The following is a 17,253-nucleotide window of genomic DNA, read 5'->3' on the forward strand; positions in this document are numbered from 1 at the left end:
CGGATCCGTAGCCAAAGCCCGCGCGAGCAGGGAGGATGCAGCCAAACGTCCCCGACGGAGTGGAGCGCCCCCGATGACCAACATCGCCACCGACCTGACCACCACCGCCCAGCGGACCCCCGAGCAGTCGGCGATCCGCATCGACGGCAACAGCATCAGCTACGGCCAGCTCCACGCCATGGCGGCGAAGGTGGCAGGGCAGCTGCGGGCGGCCGGCGTCGAGCCAGGCGACCGGGTGGCGATCATCCTGCCGAACGTGCCGGCGTTCCCGGTGGTGTTCTACGGCATCCTGCTCGCCGGTGGCGTGGTCGTGCCGATGAACCCGCTGCTCAAGTCGGGCGAGATCGACTACTTCTTCACCGACTCCGGCGCCAAGGTCGCGTTCGTCTGGCCCGACTTCGTCGAGGAGGCCACCAAGGGGGCACAGAACTCGGGTACGACCATCGTGCAGTGCACGCCGCTCGGCCCCGTCGACGGCGTCCTGCCCGGCGGCGAGCCGATCGCAGCGCCCACCGAGCGCGCGGACGACGACGACGCGCTCATCCTCTACACCTCGGGCACCACGGGTCGGCCCAAGGGCGCCCAGCTCACCCACTCCAACATCCACCTCAACGCCAAGCGCAGCTCCGTCGACATCCAGCACACCAGCCCCGAGGACGTCGTCATGGGCTGCCTGCCGCTGTTCCACGTGTTCGGGCTCGTCGTGGGCCTGCAGGCCGCCGTGGTCGCGGGCGCGTCGCTGGCGCTCATCCCCCGGTTCGACCCCGAGAAGGCGATCGAGGTGATCGAGAAGGAGCGCGTCACGATCATGCTCGGCGTGCCGACGATGTATGCCGCGATCCTCAACCACCCCCGCTCGGACGGGATGGACGCCTCGTCGCTGCGGGTCTGCTGCTCGGGCGGGTCGGCCATGCCGCACGAGGTGCAGAAGGCGTTCGAGGACAAGTTCGGCTGCATCATCCTCGAGGGGTACGGCCTGTCGGAGACCTCCCCGGTCGCGTCGTTCAACATGCCCGACCGCGAGCGCAAGCCCGGCACGATCGGCGTCGCGATCCCCGGCTGCGAGATGAAGCTCGTCGGCATGGACGGCCAGGACGTCGGCCCCGGCGAGGGTGTCGGCGAGATCGCGATCCGCGGCGACAACGTGATGAAGGGCTACTGGAACAAGCCCGAGGCGACCAAGGAGGCGATCCCGGACGGCTGGTTCCGCACCGGCGACCTCGCCACCGTCGACGAGGACGGCTACTACACGATCGTCGACCGCAAGAAGGACATGATCCTGCGCGGCGGCATGAACGTGTACCCGCGCGAGGTCGAGGAGGTGCTCTACCAGCACCCCGACGTCGTCGAGGCGGCCGTGGTCTCCGTGCCCGACGACCTGCTCGGCGAGGAGGTCGGCGCGGCCGTGGCGCTGCGCCCGGGTGCGACCGCGACGCTCGAGGACGTCAGGCAGTTCGTCAAGGACAACATCGCGGCCTACAAGTACCCGCGGCACATCTGGCAGGTCGACGAGCTGCCCAAGACCGCGACCGGCAAGATCCTGCGCCGCGAGGTCAGCAAGCCCGCCGACGCCTGACAGGGTCCCCCACTGGCTGACGCTCCGCAGGACTGGTCCGGACAGCCCCTCGCGAAACGGCAGTTGCTGGCACGAAACGGCAGTTCCCTAGGGCCGTTTCACGTCCGCAACTGCCGTTTTGCGCGAGCGGGCCGGGAGGCCGATGACGACGGCCGAGGCGAGCACGACCGCGGCGCCGACGAGCTGCGGCCACGCGAGGTGCTCGCCGAGGACCGCGACGCCGAGGACGACGGACACCACGGGGATGAGGTAGGTCACCGTGGTGCTCACCGTCGCGCCCGCGCCGCGGACGACGTCGAACTGGAGCATGTAGGCCAGGCCCGTGCCGACGACGCCGAGGGCGAGGACGGCGAGCAGCGGCAGCACCCAGCCACCGCCCGACGGGTCGGCGTGGCCGGACCAGGGAGCGGCGTACGCGTCGCGGTGCAGCAGCCACCAGACCAGGAGCACCGGCACCATGAGGGCGGTCCCGACCAGCAGCAGGGCCGTCGGCATCGACAGGCCGCCCAGGTCTGCCTTGCCGAGGAACCGGCGGTTGTACGTCCAGCCGAGGCCGTAGCAGGCGCCGGCGACCAGCGTCATGCCGAAGCCCAGCAGGTCGGGCCGCCCCGCGGACTCCCACGGCTGCATGATGACGACGACCCCGACGAAGCCGAGCAGCACCGCGGCGAGCTTGCGCGGCGACAGCCTGTCGGTGGGCAGCAGGACCAGCGCGAAGAAGACGGCGGCCAACGGCGTCGTGGCGTTGCCGATGCCGGCCAGGGCGGAGGAGACGCGCTCCTCCCCCGCGGCGAAGAGGCTGAACGGCAGCGCCGTCAGGAACACGCCCGACACGGCGAGGTGTCCCCACACGCGCGGCTCGCGCGGCAGCCGGCCGCCCGTGACCGACAGCAGCATGAGCAGGGTCAGCGTGCCAGCCAGGATGCGCAGCCCGGAGATCTGCAGCGGCGCCATGGTGCGCAGCCCGACCTTCATGAGCAGGAAGCTCGAGCCCCAGATGAGGGCGAGGAGGAGGTACTTGGCCTGCCAGGGCACCCGGGGCGCGGCCGGCGTGGTCGTGTCGGGGGTCCTGGGTGGGGCGGCGACGGTGCTGCTCACTGGGGCGTCAACTCTCGGCTCGTTCGGACCATTCCGCGGCCACGTCGACCGCTGCGCGTAGAACGCGCCAGGCCCCCTCGGGTGTGAGCCCGGCGAGCCCGCACGCGGGGGTGGCGACGAGGTCGCGCAGCCCGGCACGCGGCATACCGGCGTCGGTCCAGCCGCGCTCCACGGCGGCCGCCGCCGCACGCGCGGTGCCCGACCCGTCGGTGGGCAGGCACCCGGCCCACACGGCGACACCGGACTCGACGGTCGCCGCGACCGACTCCCAGCGCTGGGGGGTGAGCCCAGTCGTGTCGAGCGCGATGGCGCCGGTGCCGGTCTGGCGCAGCAGGGGCAGCGGTATGCCGGGGTCGCAGCAGTGCACGACGGTCACCGTGCCCTCGGGCGCGGCGGCGAGGACGTCGCGCAGCCCGGTGGCCACGACCTGGGGGTCGACCGCACGCAGGTGCCCGTAGCCGCTCGCCGTGCTGAGCCGGCCCGCCAGCACCGCGGGCAGGGACGGCTCGTCGACCTGCAGGACGAGCCGGGCCCCGGGGACCAGGGCCTGTACGCGCGCGAGGTGCACGCGCAGGCCCTCGGACAGGGAGCCGACGAGGTCGCGGACGGCCCCCTCGTCGGAGACGGCCTTCTCACCGCGGTTGAGCTCGACGGCGGCGGCCAGGGTCCACGGGCCCGTGACCTGCACCTTGAGGTCGCCCTCGTAGCCGTCGAACGCCTCGGCCAGCTCGTCGAGGTCCTGGCGGAGGTAGGCGGCGGCCCGCTCGGCGTCGCGCCCCGGCCGGTCCACGAACCGCCAGCCCGACGGCTGCAGGTCGACCGGGAGCTCCACGAGGAGCGCCGCACCGCGGCCCACCATGTCGGCGCCGGGGCCGCGCGCGGGGAGCTCTGGCAGGTAGGGCAGGTGCCCGTCGCCCAGGACCTCGCGGACGCCCTTGAGCGCCTCCCGGACGTCGGTGCCGGGAAGGGATCCGATGCCGGTCGCACGTGCCACGGATGGAGGCTAGCGACGCCCTCCGACACCGGGCGAGGCCGGGGGGCGGGAGGGTGACCGGCCACGGCCACGGGGGACGTCAGGCGCCGGCCGGGCCCGAGGCGTCGTGCTCGGCGAGGAGGCGCTTCGGGGCGACGCAGCGCCAGGCGTCCTCGACGACCTCCTCGACGCGGTCCCAGTCGACGTCCTCGACGTCGAGCCAGGCACCCACCCAGCCGCGGTGCCCGACGTAGGGCGGGCGGAACCACCGGCGCGGGTCCTCGCGCACCAGCGCCTCCTGTGCCCCGTCGGGCGCCGCGGCCCAGAACGCGACCCGGTCGTCGTGGTGCCGGTCCGCGGCCATGACGAAGGCCCTGCGGCCGCCCGCGAACCAGGTCGCCTCGCCGTGGGACGCGCGCTCCTCGGTGCCTGGGAGGGCGAGGCACAGGGCCCGCACCCTCGCCAGCGGCGACCCGTCGTGGATGGTGCGGTCAGGCACCTCCGGACGGTCCGGCATACCGGCGCTCAGCGCTCCAGCCACGCGGAGGCGATCGTGGCGGATCCCACGACCCTCGTGCCGTCGTAGAGCACCACGGACTGCCCCGGCGCGACGCCGCGCAGCCGGGACGCGAGGCGTACCTGCACCTCGTCGCCGTCGGCCCAGGCCGTCGCCGGCACCTCCTCGCCGTGGGCCCGGACCTGCGCGCCCACCTCGACCACGCCCTCGGGCGCCGTGCCGCACCAGCGCGCGTGGTCGCCGCGGACCGCGTCGACGCCGAGCAGCTCGGCGGTCCCGATGGTGACCCGGTTGTCGGCGGTGTCCACGTCGACGACGTAGCGCGGGGTGCCGTCCAGCGAGGAACGGTCGAGCCCCAGCCCGCGCCGCTGCCCGACCGTGTACGCGTAGGCGCCGGTGTGCGTCCCGACCACCTCGCCGGACACCGCGTCGACGACCTCGCCGGGCTGCTCCCCCAGCCGCTGGGCGAGCCAGCCGCGGGTGTCGCCGTCGCTGATGAAGCAGATGTCGTGGGAGTCCGGCTTGTTCGCGACGTAGAAGCCGCGCTCGCGCGCCTCCTCACGGATCTGCGGCTTGGCGGTGTCGCCGAGGGGGAAGAAGGCGCGCGCCAGCTGGTCGGCGTCGAGCACGCCGAGGACGTACGACTGGTCCTTGGCCGCGTCGACCGCCCGGTGCAGCTCGCGGGTGCCGTCCGGCCGCTCGACGACCTGGGCGTAGTGGCCGGTGGCAACCGCGTCGAAGCCGAGCGCGAGCGCCTTGTCGAGCAGGGCGGCGAACTTGATCTTCTCGTTGCAGCGCAGGCACGGGTTGGGCGTGCGGCCGGCGGAGTACTCGGCGACGAAGTCCTCGACCACGTCGCGGCGGAACCGCTCGGCCATGTCCCAGACGTAGAACGGGATGCCCAGGACGTCGGCCACCCGCCGTGCGTCCCCGGCGTCCTCGATGGTGCAGCAGCCGCGCGCGGACTCGCGCAGGGTCGCGGCCGACTGCGACAGCGCCAGGTGGACGCCGACGACCTCGTGGCCCGCATCGAGCATCCGGGCGGCGGCGACCGCCGAGTCGACCCCGCCCGACATCGCGGCGACGACGCGCATCAGCCTGCCCACCCGCTCGCCCGGCGGGCGCGCTCGACGGCCGTGGGGATGGCGGCGAGCACCGCGTCGACGTCCGCGTCGGTGGACGTGTGGCCGAGCGTCAGCCGCAGCGCGCCACGGGCCCGCTCCGCCGAGAGGCCCATCGCGAGCAGCACGTGCGAGGGCCGCGGCACGCCGGCCTGGCACGCCGAACCCGTCGAGCACTCCACACCGGCGGCGTCGAGCAGGTAGAGCAGCGAGTCCCCCTCGCAGCCGGGCACGAGCAGGTGCACGTTGCCGGGCAGGCGGCCGGTGGCGTCGCCGGGCTGCCACGCTCCCCCGACCGTGATGCCGTAGCCGAGGTCGAGCGCCCCCTCGATGAGGCGGTCACGCAGCGCGACGAGCCGCCGCGCCTCGGCGTCGAGCTCGGCCACCGCCTCCTGCGCCGCGACGGCGAACGCGCGGATCGCCGGGGTGTCGAGGGTGCCGCTGCGGACCTGGCGCTCCTGTCCCCCGCCGAACGTCAGCGGCGTGAGGACCGCGTCGCGCCGGGCGACGAGGGCGCCGACGCCGACCGGGCCGCCCAGCTTGTGCGCGGTGACCGTCATCAGGTCGACGCCGCTGGCGGCGAAGTCGACGGGCACGTGACCGACCGCCTGCACCGCGTCGGTGTGGACCGGTATGCCGTGCTCGTGCGCCACCGCGGCGATCTCGGCCACTGGCTGCACGGTGCCGACCTCGTTGTTGGCCCACATCACGGTGACCAGCGCGACCGATCCGGGGTCGTCGCTGATCGCCGCGCGGACGGCCTCCGCGCTGACGACCCCGAGCTCGTCGGGCTCGACCCACGTGACCTTGGCGCCCTCGTGGGTCACCAGGTGCTCGACGCAGTCGAGGACGGCGTGGTGCTCGATGCCGCTGGCAACGATGCGGACGCGGGCCGGGTCAGCCTCGCGACGGGCGGCGAACGTCCCCGCGACGGCGAGGTTGTCGGACTCGGTGCCGCCGGAGGTGAAGACGACCTCGGAGGGGCGGGCGCCGAGGGCCCGGGCGAGCTGCTCGCGCGACTCCTCGACCACGCGGCGGGCGCGGCGGCCGGCGGTGTGCAGCGAGGAGGCATTGCCAGTGACCTGCAGCTGCTCGGTCATGGCCGCGAGCGCCGACGCGCGCAGGGGCGTCGTGGCGGCATGGTCGAGGTACGCGGGCACTCGCAAAGTTTACGGGTCGACCGCTCAACCTTCCGGACGGCGTGGGCGTCGGGTACGGCAGCCGCACACGCGGCAGACTTCGGCGCAGGGGGTGTGGCGGTGGGCCGCGGGACGACGGGTCGTTCGAGCAGTTCGCGGAGCGTGCGCTCCCCCGGCTGCTGCGGACGGCGTGGCTCCTCACGGGGGACGCCGCCCGGGCCGAGGACGCGGCGCAGGAGGCGCTCGTGCGCGTCTACGTCGTGTGGCCCCGGGTCCGGCTCGAGGAGCCCGAGGCGTACTGCCACCGCGTGCTGCGCAACCACGTGGTGAGCCAGTGGCGGCGGGACCGCCGGCTCGTGCTCGTCGAGGAGGTCCGCGACCAGCCCCGCCCCGCTGACGGCACCTCCGGCGACCGCGTCGACCTGGTCCGGGCCCTGCAGGCGCTGCCGCAGCGCGAGCGCGAGGTGGTGGTGCTGCGCCACTACGCCGACCTGTCCGAGCGGGCGGTCGCGGACCTCCTCGGCGTGAGCGTCGGCACCGTGAAGTCCTCGTCCTCGCGCGGCCTGGAGCGGCTGCGCGCCCTCATCGACGACAAGGGGGAAGCCCGTGTCCAGTGACCTCGACCTGCTCGACCGCCTGCGCACCGACCCCGCACCGGCCATGACCGTGGACCTCGCCGCAGTGACCGCACTGGGCCGCGCCCGGGTGCGCCGACGCCGCCTCGGCGCGGCCGTGGGGCTCGCGGGCGCAGCCGCCGTCGTTGCCGCCGCCGTCGCGCTGAGCGGGCAGGGCCGCCCCGCCACCGCACCTGCGGCGACCGCACCCTCGACCCTGCGCTCGTCGTCCACCACGATCGACGGCCCGGTCAGCGGCCTCGCCGGCTGGTTCCCCCAGCATGCCGACCTGTCCGGCCGGGCCACCATCCGCGTCGAGGGTGGCTCGTATGCCGTGTCGGTGGCCGGTGGCGTCATGACGGTGCGCGTCACGGAGCACGGCGTGCCGGGCACCCCTGCCGAGGCCGCCGTGCTGCGCAGCGGTGCGGTCTGGCGCCAGGTCATCGGCACCGCCGGCCAGCCGGTCCTGGTCGGCGTGGCACCGCGCGGCGCCGAGAAGATCGTCTACCGGCCTGCTGACGGCGGGAACATGGCCCCGCACAGCGTCGCCACTGCCGCCGCGGGTGACTTCACGGCATACGTCGTCTCCTTCACCCAACCGCCTGCGGGCGAGGCGGTCGCCACGGACGTCGGGTGGCTCACCCACGACGCGGGCCTGCCTACCTGGTCGGTCGGTGAGGGCGGGTCGGCCGGCGCAGGGTTCGCCCTCGACATGGCGGGTGAGGTGCCGTCGCTCCTTCCGCCCTACGACGTCACCGTGACCGGGCCGCCGTCGACGACCACGGCGGCACGCGCCGCCGTCTCGTTCACGATCTCCTTCCAGGCCATGCTCGGTGGCACAGCGCAGCTCGAACCGCACGGTGGTGCGGCGACGCCGGTCGGCCAGACGGGTCGGGAGCTGCGGCTGCAGGGGCCCGACCCGGAGTCCGCCTATGGCTGGGCACGGGTGCCGCTCTCCGACGGGAGGACCCTGGTGTGGGGTGTGCTGCCCGAAGGGGCCTCGGCGCCCACGGTGAGGGTCACCGGTGGGGCCCGGGTGGGCCGGCCGGTCGCAGCCGGGCAGAGCGGACTGCCGTTCACGCCGTTCGCCGTCCTCGTCGAGGGCCGCCCGGACCAGGTGGTCGGGTTCGACGCCCGGTTCCAGGGACGGGCGGGAGGCATCGGCGTCCTGCAGTGACAGGCCGCGCGCACCCCCGCGCCGGGGCGCCCGCTTTGCCCGGTCTTTACCCGGTCGGTCCGTAACCGGGTGCCGAGGGGGTCGTTGGGCCCGGTAGAGGGACCATCGACAGCGCTGGTCCCGCTCCGGAAGGGATCCCATGCGCTCGCTCACGACGTCCCGCACGACCCTCGTGGCTGCAGCCGCCTCCTGCGCCCTCGCCTCCGTGCTGGCAGCGACCCCCGCCTCAGCCGGGTTGCTGCCCGCCGGCCAGACCCTCGCCCCCGTCCAACCGTGGCTCGCCGACCAGCTCGGCCTGCTGCGGTCGGCCACCCCGACGACGGTGCTGGTGCACGGCACCGACACGGCCGCAGCGACGAAGGCGGTCCAGGCCGCCGGGCTGCGGCAGGTGACGACGTTCCGCGCGATCGGCGTCGTCGTCGCGACCGGCCTCCCCGCCCAGGTGCAGGCGGTGCGCGCCCAGCCCGGCGTGACCTACGTCGAGGGCAACCAGCCGATCACCATGAACCTCGCCACCGCGAACCAGGCGACCCGGGGCGACGAGGCCCGCAGCACCCTGGTCGGCGCCGACGGCAGCAAGCTCGACGGCCGGGGTGTGTCGGTGGCCGTCATCGACTCCGGCGTCGACCCCTCGCACCCGTTCCTCAAGAACCCCGACGGCAGCTCGGCCGTGGTGGAGAACCTCAAGATGGTCTGCGAGCCCCTGACCGAGAGCTTCTGCGCACCGGTCGACGCCGGGCCGGCCGACACCGACCTGCTCTCGGTGGGCGGCCACGGCATGCACGTCAACGGCATCGTGGCGGGTCGCGACGTCACGCTCTCCGACGGCACGAAGATGCACGGCGCCGCACCCGGCTCGAGCCTGGTGTCGATCAGCACCGGCGCCGCCCTGTTCATCGTCGGGGCCGACGCCGCCCTCAACTGGGTCCTCGAGAACCACGCGGCCCCCTGCGGCGCAGGCGTCCCGGCCAGTACCTGCCCGCCCATCAAGGTGACGTCGAACTCCTACGGCCCCAGCGGCGGTGGCGCCTTCGACCCGAGCTCGGCGACGGTCAAGCTGCAGCGCGAGCTGGTCAAGCAGGGAGTGGTCACGGTCTGGGCCAACGGCAACGACGGCGGTGACGGCTCGGCGAGCCTGTCGAACCCGCCCGGCATGGACCCGACCCCCGGCATCATCTCGGTCGCGTCGTACAACGACCAGGACACCGGCACCCGCGACGGGACCGTCTCGGACTTCTCCTCGCGGGGCAAGCGCGGCGACCAGTCGACGTACCCCGACATCTCCGCGCCCGGCGAGAACATCACGTCGTCCTGCCGGATCTACCTGCCCGTGTGCAGCACGGGCCTCGACCCGAGGGACGGCGGCGACTACAACACGATCTCCGGCACCTCGATGGCCACACCGATGATCTCGGGCATCGTCGCCCAGCTTTTCCAGGCCAACCCGGGCGCGACGCCGGCGCAGGTGGAGGCCGCGATCGAGTCCACCGCGCACAAGTACGCCGACGGCGCTCCCTACGAGCCGGGCACCAACGGCACGACGAGCTTCGACAAGGGCCACGGCCTGGTCGACGTCGTGGCCGCCGCGAACGCGATCCGCTGACAGCCCAGCGGCATCGCCGCGGAGCCCCCGGACCCGTGAGGGGGGACCGGGGGCTCCGTCTGCAGAGGGCCGTCAGCCCTTGGCGGCCTGCACCTTCTCGGTGGCCTGCGGGAGGACCTGGAAGAGGTCGCCCACGACGCCGAAGTCGACGAGCTCGAAGATCGGCGCCTCCTCGTCCTTGTTGATGGCGACGATGGTCTTCGAGGTCTGCATGCCGGCGCGGTGCTGGATGGCACCGGAGATGCCGCACGCGACGTACAGCTGGGGCGACACCTGCTTGCCGGTCTGGCCGACCTGCGAGGTGTGCGGGTACCAGCCGGCGTCGACGGCCGCGCGGGATGCGCCCACGGCGGCACCGAGGCTGTCGGCGAACGCCTCGACCGGCGAGAAGTCACCGCCGGTGCCGCGGCCACCGGAGACCACGATCGCGGCCTCGGTGAGCTCGGGACGGCCGGTTGCCTCCTTGGGCTTGGACTCGGTGATCGTTGCGGCCTTGGCCACGTCGGAGATGCTCACCTCGACGACCTCGTCGGCGGCCGCTCCGGCGGCCTCCTCGGGGGCGGCCGAGTTCGGCTTCACCGTGATGATCGGCGTGCCCTTGGTGACGGTGGCCCTGACGGTGTACGAGCCTGCGAAGACGGACTGGGTGGTGGACACGCCGCCACCCTCGCCCGCCTGCACGTCGACGGCGTCGGTGATCAGGCCCGACTCGGTCTTGATCGACAGCCGCGCGGCGATCTCCTTGCCGGCGCTGTTGCTCGGGATGAGCACGGCGGCCGGGGAGGTCTTCTCGACGAGCTGGGCGAGCACCTCGGCCTGCGGGGCGACGAGGTGGCCCGTCACGTCCGCGGACTCGACGCGGTACACCTTCTCCGCGCCGTACTTGGCGAGGGTCTCCTTGGCGGCGTCGAAGCCGTCGCCGACGAAGACCGCGGAGGGCTCGCCGAGGCGGCGGGCGATGGTCAGGAGCTCGGCGGTCGTCTTGCGAACGGTGCCGTTCGCGTGGTCGACCAGGACGAGAACTTCAGCCATGGGTATCTGGTTTCCTTCCTGCTGGTCCGGCCGGCTCAGACGAACTTCTGGGCGGACAGGAACTCCGCGAGCTTGGTGCCGCCGTCGCCCTCGTCGGTGACGATCTGGCCCTGCTCGCGCGGGGGGCGCTGGGTGAACGACTCGACCTTGGTCCAGGCGGCCTCGAGGCCGACCTGCGAGGCGTCGACGCCGAGGTCGGCGAGGCTCCACTCCTCCAGGGGCTTCTTCTTGGCGGCCATGATCCCCTTGAACGAGGGGTAGCGCGGCTCGTTGATCTGGTCGGTGACCGACACGAGCGCGGGCAGCGAGGCGGTGATGGTCTCGGACGCGGCGTCGCCGTCACGGCGGATCGTCACCGAGCCGCCGTCGACGGTCAGCTCGGAGGCGAACGTGACCTGCGGGAGGCCGAGGCGCTCGGCGAGCATCGCGGGGACGACGCTCATGGTGCCGTCGGTCGAGGCCATGCCGGTGAGCACGAGCTCGGGGCTGCCGCCGGTGATCTTCTTGACGGCCTCGGCGAGGACGAGCGAGGTGGCGGGGGCGTCCGAGCCGTGGATGGCGTCGTCCTTGACGTGGACGGCCTTGTCGGCACCCATCTGGAGGGCCTTCTTGAGCGCGTCGGCGGCCTGGTCGGGGCCGACGGTCACGACGGTGACCTCGCCCTCGCCGGCCTCGACGATCTTCAGGGCCTCCTCGACGGCGTACTCGTCGAGCTCGGACAGCAGCCCGTCGACACCGACCCGGTCGGTCGTGTTGTCGGACTCGTTGAACGTGCGGTCGGACTGTGCGTCCGGCACGTACTTCACGCAGACGACGATGTTCATGCGCTGATCGTCCTCTTCCATGTGGGAGCGAAATCTGGTCAGGTGCCATCCTTACAGCCCGCACCGGGTTTCCCCACGCGGGAGGCGCGTGACGCTCACCACGGGTGGGCGCAGGACCCGCAGGAGGTGACGGTGGACACACCACTGGGCATCACCGGAGAGCGCACCGTCCCCGGCGTCTGGCACGAGAACTACTGGTACCGCCGCCACGAGGTCGTGTACGCCGCCGTACCCGACCTGCTCCCCTCCACCCCCGCCGTCGTCCTCGACGCCGGCAGTGGTGAGGGGTATGCCGCGGGCCTCCTGAGCGCCGCGTGGCCGGGCGTGCGCGTGGTCGGCGTCGACTACGACGCGTCGGCCTGCGCGCACGCCGCACGCCACCACGCGGGGCCGCACGCGGCATACCTGCGAGGTGCCCTGACCTCGCTCCCGCTCGCCGACGCGGTGGTCGACGCCACCGTCTCGCTGCAGGTGCTCGAGCACATCTGGACCCCACGCGAGTACGTGCGGGAGCTGGCGCGCGTCACCCGCCCGGACGGCGCGCTGGTGCTGTCGACCCCCAACCGCACCACGTTCTCCCCCGGGCTGGGGCGCCACGACGCGCCGCCGAACGCGTACCACTGCCGCGAGTACGACGCCGAGGAGCTCGCCACCGAGCTGGGTCGCTGGCTGCCCGGCCACGAGGCGGTCGTGGCCGGGCTGCACCACGGGACGCGGCTGCGCGGCTGGGAGGCGGCCCACGGGGCGGTGGCGGACGCCGTGGCCGGTCACCCGGACCGGTGGCCGGACCCGGTCCGGGCGCTCGTGGGGTCGGTGACCGTCGACGACTTCGTCCTCGGTCCGGCGGACGACGACTGCCTCGACCTCGTCGCGGTCGTCACTCCGGCCGGCTGACGGTCAGGGGTCCGAAGGAGACGGGGGCCGGGCAGGTCCTCTCTCCTCGGCTGCTCAGCCCTCGCCGCTCCAGCGTCCCCGGCCGGCCTTGAGCTGCCCGCGCTGCTTCTTGGCGTCGAGACGCCGGCGCCGCGAGCCCGCCGTGGGGCGGGTGGCCCTGCGCGCGGCCGGTCCCGGGAGGGCGGCGTCGCGCAGCAGCGTGACCAGCCGCTGCCGGGCGGCGACCCGGTTGCGGCGCTGCGCGCGGTGCTCGGAGGCGACGACCAGCAGGCGGCCGCCGACGAGGTGCGGCTCCAGCCGCGCCAGCATGCGCTCGCGGACGGCCTCGGGCAGGGCGGCCACCGCGGCGGAGGCGCCCGGGTCGAGCTCGAGCTCGACCCGGCTGTCCGTCGTGTTGACGCCCTGGCCGCCGGGACCGGAGGCACGGGAGAACCGCTCGACGAGCTCGCCCGCGTCGATCCGCAGGCCGTGCGGCAGCCCGGGCCCGGGCGGGACCGTCAGGGCAGCCCCCGGCTGGGGTCGGCTGGCGGGCGCGGTGCTCACGGACCCACTCCACCACACGCCGCGCCGCCTGACCTCGCACGACGGCACGGCCGCGCAGGCGCGCGACGACGGTGCGGCACACTGGCTGGTCATGACGTCGGCCGTGCCGGGTGCCTTCTGCCTCGTGCTGCACTCGCACCTCCCGTGGCTGCCGGGGCACGGCGTCTGGCCGCTGGGTGAGGAGTGGCTGTTCCAGGCCTGGGCCGAGTCCTACGTCCCCCTCGTCGCCGAGCTGGACTCCCTTGCGGCAGAGGGACATCGGGACGTCCTGACCCTCGGGGTGACGCCGGTTCTGGCTGCCCAGCTCGACCACCCGCGGATGCGGGCCGAGACCGCGACGTGGGTCGGGCTGTGGGAGCAGCGGGCGCGCGAGCTCGGCTTCGACCGGGACGGCACCCGTCGCGACGCGGCGCAGCGGGAGTATGCCGCCGCCCGTCACTGCGCGGCGCTGCTCGAGTCGCGGTGGTCGGCGGGCGGGTCGCCGGTGCTGCGCGGCCTGCGCGACGACGGCGTCGTCGAGCTGCTCGGGGGTCCGGCCGCCCACCCGATCCTCCCGCTGCTCCAGCCCGAGTTCGTGGCCACGGCGCTGGGCGCCGGGCTCGACGACGCGCTGTGGCGCCTCGGTGAGCGCCCTGCCGGGACCTGGCTGCCGGAGTGCGCCTGGGCGCCGCACCTGGCCGGCGACCTGGCGTCGGCCGGGGTGCGCCACTTCCTCGTCGACGAGCAGACGGTCAGGGACGCCGGCGGCCACCCCCACGGGGCGTGGCGGGTCCGGGGCACAGACCTCGTGGCCGTGCCCCGCGACCTCGACGTCACCAACCTGGTGTGGTCCTCGCGCACCGGCTACCCGGCGGCAGCGGCCTACCGCGACTTCCACGCCAGGGAGGAGTTCACCGGCACCCGGCTCTGGGCGATCACCGCACCGGACGTCGGCGTCGGGTCGAAGCGGGCATACGACCCGGAGGCGGCGAGGGCACAGGTGGCCCGCGACGTCGAGCACTTCGTGGGGGCGGTGCGGGGGCGGCTGGAGTCGGTGGCCGAGGCGACGGCCGCGCCCGGACTGGTGGTCGCGGCATACGACACCGAGCTGTTCGGGCACTGGTGGCACGAGGGGCCGGCGTTCCTCGGCGCGGCGGTTCGCGCCCTGCGCGACGCGGGGGTGCGCGTCACGACCGTGGCCCGGGCCCTCGACGACGGCCTGGTCGCCGGCGACCTCGACCTGGGGCCGGGGTCCTGGGGTGCGGGCAAGGACTTCTCCGTGTGGGCCGGACGGCAGGTGCGCGACATCGCCCACGAGAACGAGTGGCTGCAGCGGCGGTGGCTGGACCTCACGGCACGCGAGCGGGCTGCCGGGCGCCTGGGCGTGCGCCGCCCGGACCTCGACCAGCTCCTCACGACCCTGTTCCACGCCCTCTCGAGCGACTGGGCGTTCCTCGTCACGCGCGGGCAGTCGGTCGACTACGCGCGACGCCGGGCCGAGGGGCACCGCCGCGACTTCCACGGGCTCGCCCAGCTCGTGGAGGACGGCCGCCGCGACGAGGCACGTGAGGAGGCGGCACGGCTCGCCTTGCGGGACGGGGCCTTCCCCGCGCTCGACGCCCGTACCCACCTCGCCGGCTGACCGCCTTGGCGACGGGGCCGGCTCAGGCCTGGGCGACGGGCAGGCGCACCTCGACGCGCCCTCCCCCACCCGGGGCGGTCTGCGCGGTGACCGTGCCCTGGTGGCGCAGCACGACGTCGCGCACGAGCGACAGCCCGATGCCGAAGCCGTGCTCGCTGCTGGCGGTGCCGCGCACGAACCGCTCGAACACGCGGTCGGTGTCCCCGGCCGCGAACCCGGGCCCGTCGTCGTCGACCGTCACGACGACCATCGGCGCCCCGCCGGCGGTGCCACCTGCCCAGCCCTCGGCCGTCCGGACGCCGAGGACGACCCGGCTCTCGGCGTGCCGCAGCGCGTTGTCCACGAGTGCGTCCACGGCCCGGCGCAGCGCAGGCTCGGCCCCACGCACGGGCGGCACCTCCTCCACCTCCAGCCCGAGCGTCCGCTGCCGCTGCTCGGCAAGGACCTCGTTGCGGGAGGCCACGTCGCGGGCCAGGGTGGCGAGGTCCACCAGCTCGCCGGACTCGGGCGACTCGTCGAGGTCGGCGGCGGCCAGCAGGTCCTCGACCACGTCGGCCAGACCGGTGGCCTCGCGGCGCAGCAGGGCGACGTCGGAGGCGAGGCGCGACCACTCCTCCTGCTCCACGTCCGCGGACCGCGCCCGGTCGGTCGCGAGCCGGCGCTGGACGAGGTCGGCCCGCAGCGCGATGCGCGCCAGCGGCGTGCGCAGCTCGTGGCTGGCGTCGGCGACGAACCGACGCTGGCGGGTCAGCGCCTGCTCCCAGATGCCGACCGCCCGGCGCGCCAGGCGGGTGCCCAGCCAGAGCGCGACGGCTCCGGCGCCGACCGCCGCGAGCAGCAGGCCGACCAGCAGCCGGTGCCGCTCGCCCTCGTACGGGCCGAGCTCGACGCCGGCCTGCACCACCACCCCGCGGCGGACCGCGGTCATCGTCTGGTACTCCCGCGCGCCCGCCTGCAGCTCGGTGATCCGCGCCTTCGGCAACCGTCGGGCGGCCTCGACCTGCTCCTGCTGCTCCAGCGCCTCCTCGGGCGCGCCGGTCGTTGCGCTGCGGCTGCCGGAGGCGTCGACCGTCACGACCCACGTCCCGGCGGGCAGGCCCTCGGTCGGCGTCGTGGCGACGAGCTCGCGCAGCTGGGAGTCGAGGTCGCGCCGCTGGCCCACGAGCACGACGCCCAGCACGACCAGGCCGGCGACGGCCACCCCGGCGAGGGCCCCGCCCAGGGCCTGGAGCGAGATGAGCCGCCGGGCGCGCGCCCGGTCGGCCCCCTCGGTGGTCACTGGAACTGGCCGGCGCGGTACCCCACGCTGCGCACCGTCCGGACGGCCTCGGCGCCGAGCTTGCGCCGGACGGAGTAGACGAACGTGTCGATGAGCGAGGCGCTGTTGGAGCCGGGCGAGATCACGTCGCGCAGCTCCTCGCGGCTGAAGACGCGCGAGGGCCGCCGCCCGAGCTGGGCGAGCAGCGCGGTCTCGCCGGGCGTGAGCTCGACGACGGTGCCGTCTGGCCGCGTGGCCCGTTGGCCCTCGATGTCGAGGGCGCCGGTGCCGAAGGGCACGGTCGGTGCGGCGTCGAGGTGGCGGCGCATGAGCGCGCGCACGCGGGCGAGCAGCTCGTCGACCTCGAACGGCTTGACCAGGTAGTCGTCCGCGCCGCCGTCGAGGCCCTCGACCCGGTCCCGGACCGTGCCGTGGGCGGTGAGCACGAGCGCCGGGGTGGTCAGGCCACGGCTGCGCAGGCGCCCGATGAGCTCGACACCGTCTCCGTCGGGCACCCGGCGGTCGACCAGCATCAGGTCGTAGGTGTGGGTCAGCGCCGAGTGCAGGGCCGACTGCAGCGTGCGCACCGGGGTGACGTCCCACCCCTCGGTGGTGAGCACCTCGGTCAGCATGCCGGCCAGGTCGGCGTCGTCCTCGAGCAGCAGCAGCCCCGGGCGGGCGGTCGGGTCGTCCTGCACGATCCCCACTATGTCAGCCAGCCCGGCGCCTGTGCCGTCAGGAACGGGGCTCAGCCCTCGTCACCGCCACCGGACCGGGCGGCCGGGGTGCCGTGCCACACGGCGTTCGCGCCGCTGTGGCCGATGCGCACGACCTGGACGAGGGTCGCCACGGAGGCCAGGCCGACGAGGCCGGCCACGGCGATCGTCGCCGCGCCGCGCGCGCCGCGCCGGTGCAGCACGGTGAGCACGATCACGAAGAGCGCGAGCACCGCCATGAGCGGGAGCAGGCTGTCCGCGAGCTCGGAGTGCTTCTCGATCAGGGCGCTGTGGCCGACCCGGGACTCCAGCCCCTCGCCGGAGTCGGTCGCGACCGGCACGAGCGCGAGCCCGACGACGGCCGTGATCGGGGTTGCCCAGCGCGCCCACTGGCGGAACCGGGGCGACACCGCCGAGGCGAGCGCGAGCAGGCACGCGAGCGGCACGAGGACGACGACCGCGTGGACGACGAGGGGGTGGGTGGGCAGTCCGAAGATCGTGGCGGGCACGGGAGCTCCTTGAGGATGCGGACAAGGTCGAGCTCGAC

Annotated in this window: 17 protein-coding genes; 6 read left to right on the forward strand and 11 right to left on the reverse strand. The window is 74.3% G+C overall.

From position 1 onward, the window contains the following. The first annotated feature begins 73 nt into the window (after positions 1-73). Positions 74-1,576, forward strand: coding sequence for a long-chain fatty acid--CoA ligase (locus J2X64_RS02395; RefSeq protein ID WP_310149064.1), 1,503 nt, complete (start codon positions 74-76; stop codon positions 1,574-1,576). A gap of 87 nt (positions 1,577-1,663) precedes the next feature. Here the strand turns inward: J2X64_RS02395 and J2X64_RS02400 are convergent, their stop codons facing one another. The 5 genes from J2X64_RS02400 to J2X64_RS02420 form a co-directional block, all read right to left on the reverse strand. Continuing rightward, positions 1,664-2,674 (reverse strand): DMT family transporter, encoded by a 1,011-nt coding sequence (locus J2X64_RS02400; RefSeq protein WP_310149067.1) that lies wholly within the window; start codon positions 2,672-2,674, stop codon positions 1,664-1,666. Positions 2,675-2,681: 7 nt separating this feature from the next. Further along, positions 2,682-3,668: a methionine synthase gene (locus J2X64_RS02405; protein ID WP_310149070.1), complete on the reverse strand. Its 987-nt coding sequence runs from the start codon at positions 3,666-3,668 to the stop codon at positions 2,682-2,684. A gap of 79 nt (positions 3,669-3,747) precedes the next feature. Beyond that, entirely contained in the window at positions 3,748-4,146 is a 399-nt protein-coding gene (locus tag J2X64_RS02410) for an MmcQ/YjbR family DNA-binding protein (protein ID WP_310149073.1), read from the reverse strand. Positions 4,147-4,172: 26 nt separating this feature from the next. Continuing rightward, a complete protein-coding gene (mnmA, locus tag J2X64_RS02415; protein ID WP_310149075.1) occupies positions 4,173-5,258 on the reverse strand; it encodes a tRNA 2-thiouridine(34) synthase MnmA in 1,086 nt (361 codons plus the stop codon). Continuing rightward, positions 5,258-6,445, reverse strand: coding sequence for a cysteine desulfurase family protein (locus J2X64_RS02420; protein WP_310149078.1), 1,188 nt, complete (start codon positions 6,443-6,445; stop codon positions 5,258-5,260). The genes mnmA and J2X64_RS02420 overlap by 1 nt, the downstream gene beginning before the upstream one ends. A gap of 41 nt (positions 6,446-6,486) precedes the next feature. On the opposite strand from J2X64_RS02420, the gene J2X64_RS02425 reads away from it, so the two are divergent. The 3 genes from J2X64_RS02425 (at position 6,487) to J2X64_RS02435 (ending at position 9,818) form a co-directional block, all read left to right on the forward strand. Then, positions 6,487-7,041, forward strand: coding sequence for a SigE family RNA polymerase sigma factor (locus J2X64_RS02425; protein ID WP_310149080.1), 555 nt, complete (start codon positions 6,487-6,489; stop codon positions 7,039-7,041). Beyond that, on the forward strand, positions 7,031-8,215 hold the full coding sequence (locus J2X64_RS02430) for a hypothetical protein (protein ID WP_310149083.1): 1,185 nt from the start codon (positions 7,031-7,033) through the stop codon (positions 8,213-8,215). Before J2X64_RS02425 ends, J2X64_RS02430 begins: the two co-directional genes overlap by 11 nt. 139 nt (positions 8,216-8,354) lie before the next feature. Then, a complete protein-coding gene (locus tag J2X64_RS02435) occupies positions 8,355-9,818 on the forward strand; it encodes a S8 family serine peptidase (RefSeq protein WP_310149085.1) in 1,464 nt (487 codons plus the stop codon). A 72-nt stretch (positions 9,819-9,890) separates the two neighbouring features. Here J2X64_RS02435 and J2X64_RS02440 read toward each other — a convergent pair whose 3' ends face one another. Both J2X64_RS02440 and J2X64_RS02445 read right to left on the reverse strand, forming a co-directional pair. Further along, on the reverse strand, positions 9,891-10,850 hold the full coding sequence (locus J2X64_RS02440; RefSeq protein WP_310149088.1) for an electron transfer flavoprotein subunit alpha/FixB family protein: 960 nt from the start codon (positions 10,848-10,850) through the stop codon (positions 9,891-9,893). Positions 10,851-10,885: 35 nt separating this feature from the next. Then, positions 10,886-11,674: an electron transfer flavoprotein subunit beta/FixA family protein gene (locus J2X64_RS02445; RefSeq protein ID WP_310149091.1), complete on the reverse strand. Its 789-nt coding sequence runs from the start codon at positions 11,672-11,674 to the stop codon at positions 10,886-10,888. Positions 11,675-11,806: 132 nt separating this feature from the next. Between J2X64_RS02445 and J2X64_RS02450 the strand changes: the two genes are divergently transcribed. Continuing rightward, positions 11,807-12,568: a methyltransferase domain-containing protein gene (locus J2X64_RS02450; RefSeq protein ID WP_310149095.1), complete on the forward strand. Its 762-nt coding sequence runs from the start codon at positions 11,807-11,809 to the stop codon at positions 12,566-12,568. A 54-nt stretch (positions 12,569-12,622) separates the two neighbouring features. Here the strand turns inward: J2X64_RS02450 and arfB are convergent, their stop codons facing one another. Then, complete coding sequence (gene arfB, locus J2X64_RS02455) at positions 12,623-13,111, reverse strand: alternative ribosome rescue aminoacyl-tRNA hydrolase ArfB (RefSeq protein ID WP_310149099.1); 489 nt, start codon at positions 13,109-13,111, stop codon at positions 12,623-12,625. On the opposite strand from arfB, the gene J2X64_RS02460 reads away from it, so the two are divergent. Further along, positions 13,104-14,732, forward strand: coding sequence for a 1,4-alpha-glucan branching protein domain-containing protein (locus J2X64_RS02460; protein WP_310149102.1), 1,629 nt, complete (start codon positions 13,104-13,106; stop codon positions 14,730-14,732). The two genes, arfB and J2X64_RS02460, sit on opposite strands and share 8 nt — an antisense overlap. Before the next feature lie 22 nt (positions 14,733-14,754). Here J2X64_RS02460 and J2X64_RS02465 read toward each other — a convergent pair whose 3' ends face one another. The 3 genes from J2X64_RS02465 to J2X64_RS02475 are packed head-to-tail and all read right to left on the reverse strand — an operon-like array spanning position 14,755 to position 17,215. Then, positions 14,755-16,011 carry a HAMP domain-containing sensor histidine kinase gene (locus tag J2X64_RS02465; RefSeq protein ID WP_310149105.1) on the reverse strand — a complete coding sequence of 419 codons (1,257 nt, stop codon included), beginning with the start codon at positions 16,009-16,011 and terminating at the stop codon, positions 14,755-14,757. Beyond that, entirely contained in the window at positions 16,008-16,688 is a 681-nt protein-coding gene (locus tag J2X64_RS02470; RefSeq protein WP_310149108.1) for a response regulator transcription factor, read from the reverse strand. The genes J2X64_RS02465 and J2X64_RS02470 overlap by 4 nt, the downstream gene beginning before the upstream one ends. A gap of 50 nt (positions 16,689-16,738) precedes the next feature. Further along, positions 16,739-17,215 (reverse strand): DUF2231 domain-containing protein, encoded by a 477-nt coding sequence (locus J2X64_RS02475; protein WP_310149110.1) that lies wholly within the window; start codon positions 17,213-17,215, stop codon positions 16,739-16,741. Between the last annotated feature and the right edge of the window lie 38 nt (positions 17,216-17,253).

The sequence above is a fragment of the Phycicoccus sp. 3266 genome (genome assembly GCF_031456495.1).
Lineage (GTDB): Bacteria > Actinomycetota > Actinomycetes > Actinomycetales > Dermatophilaceae > Pedococcus.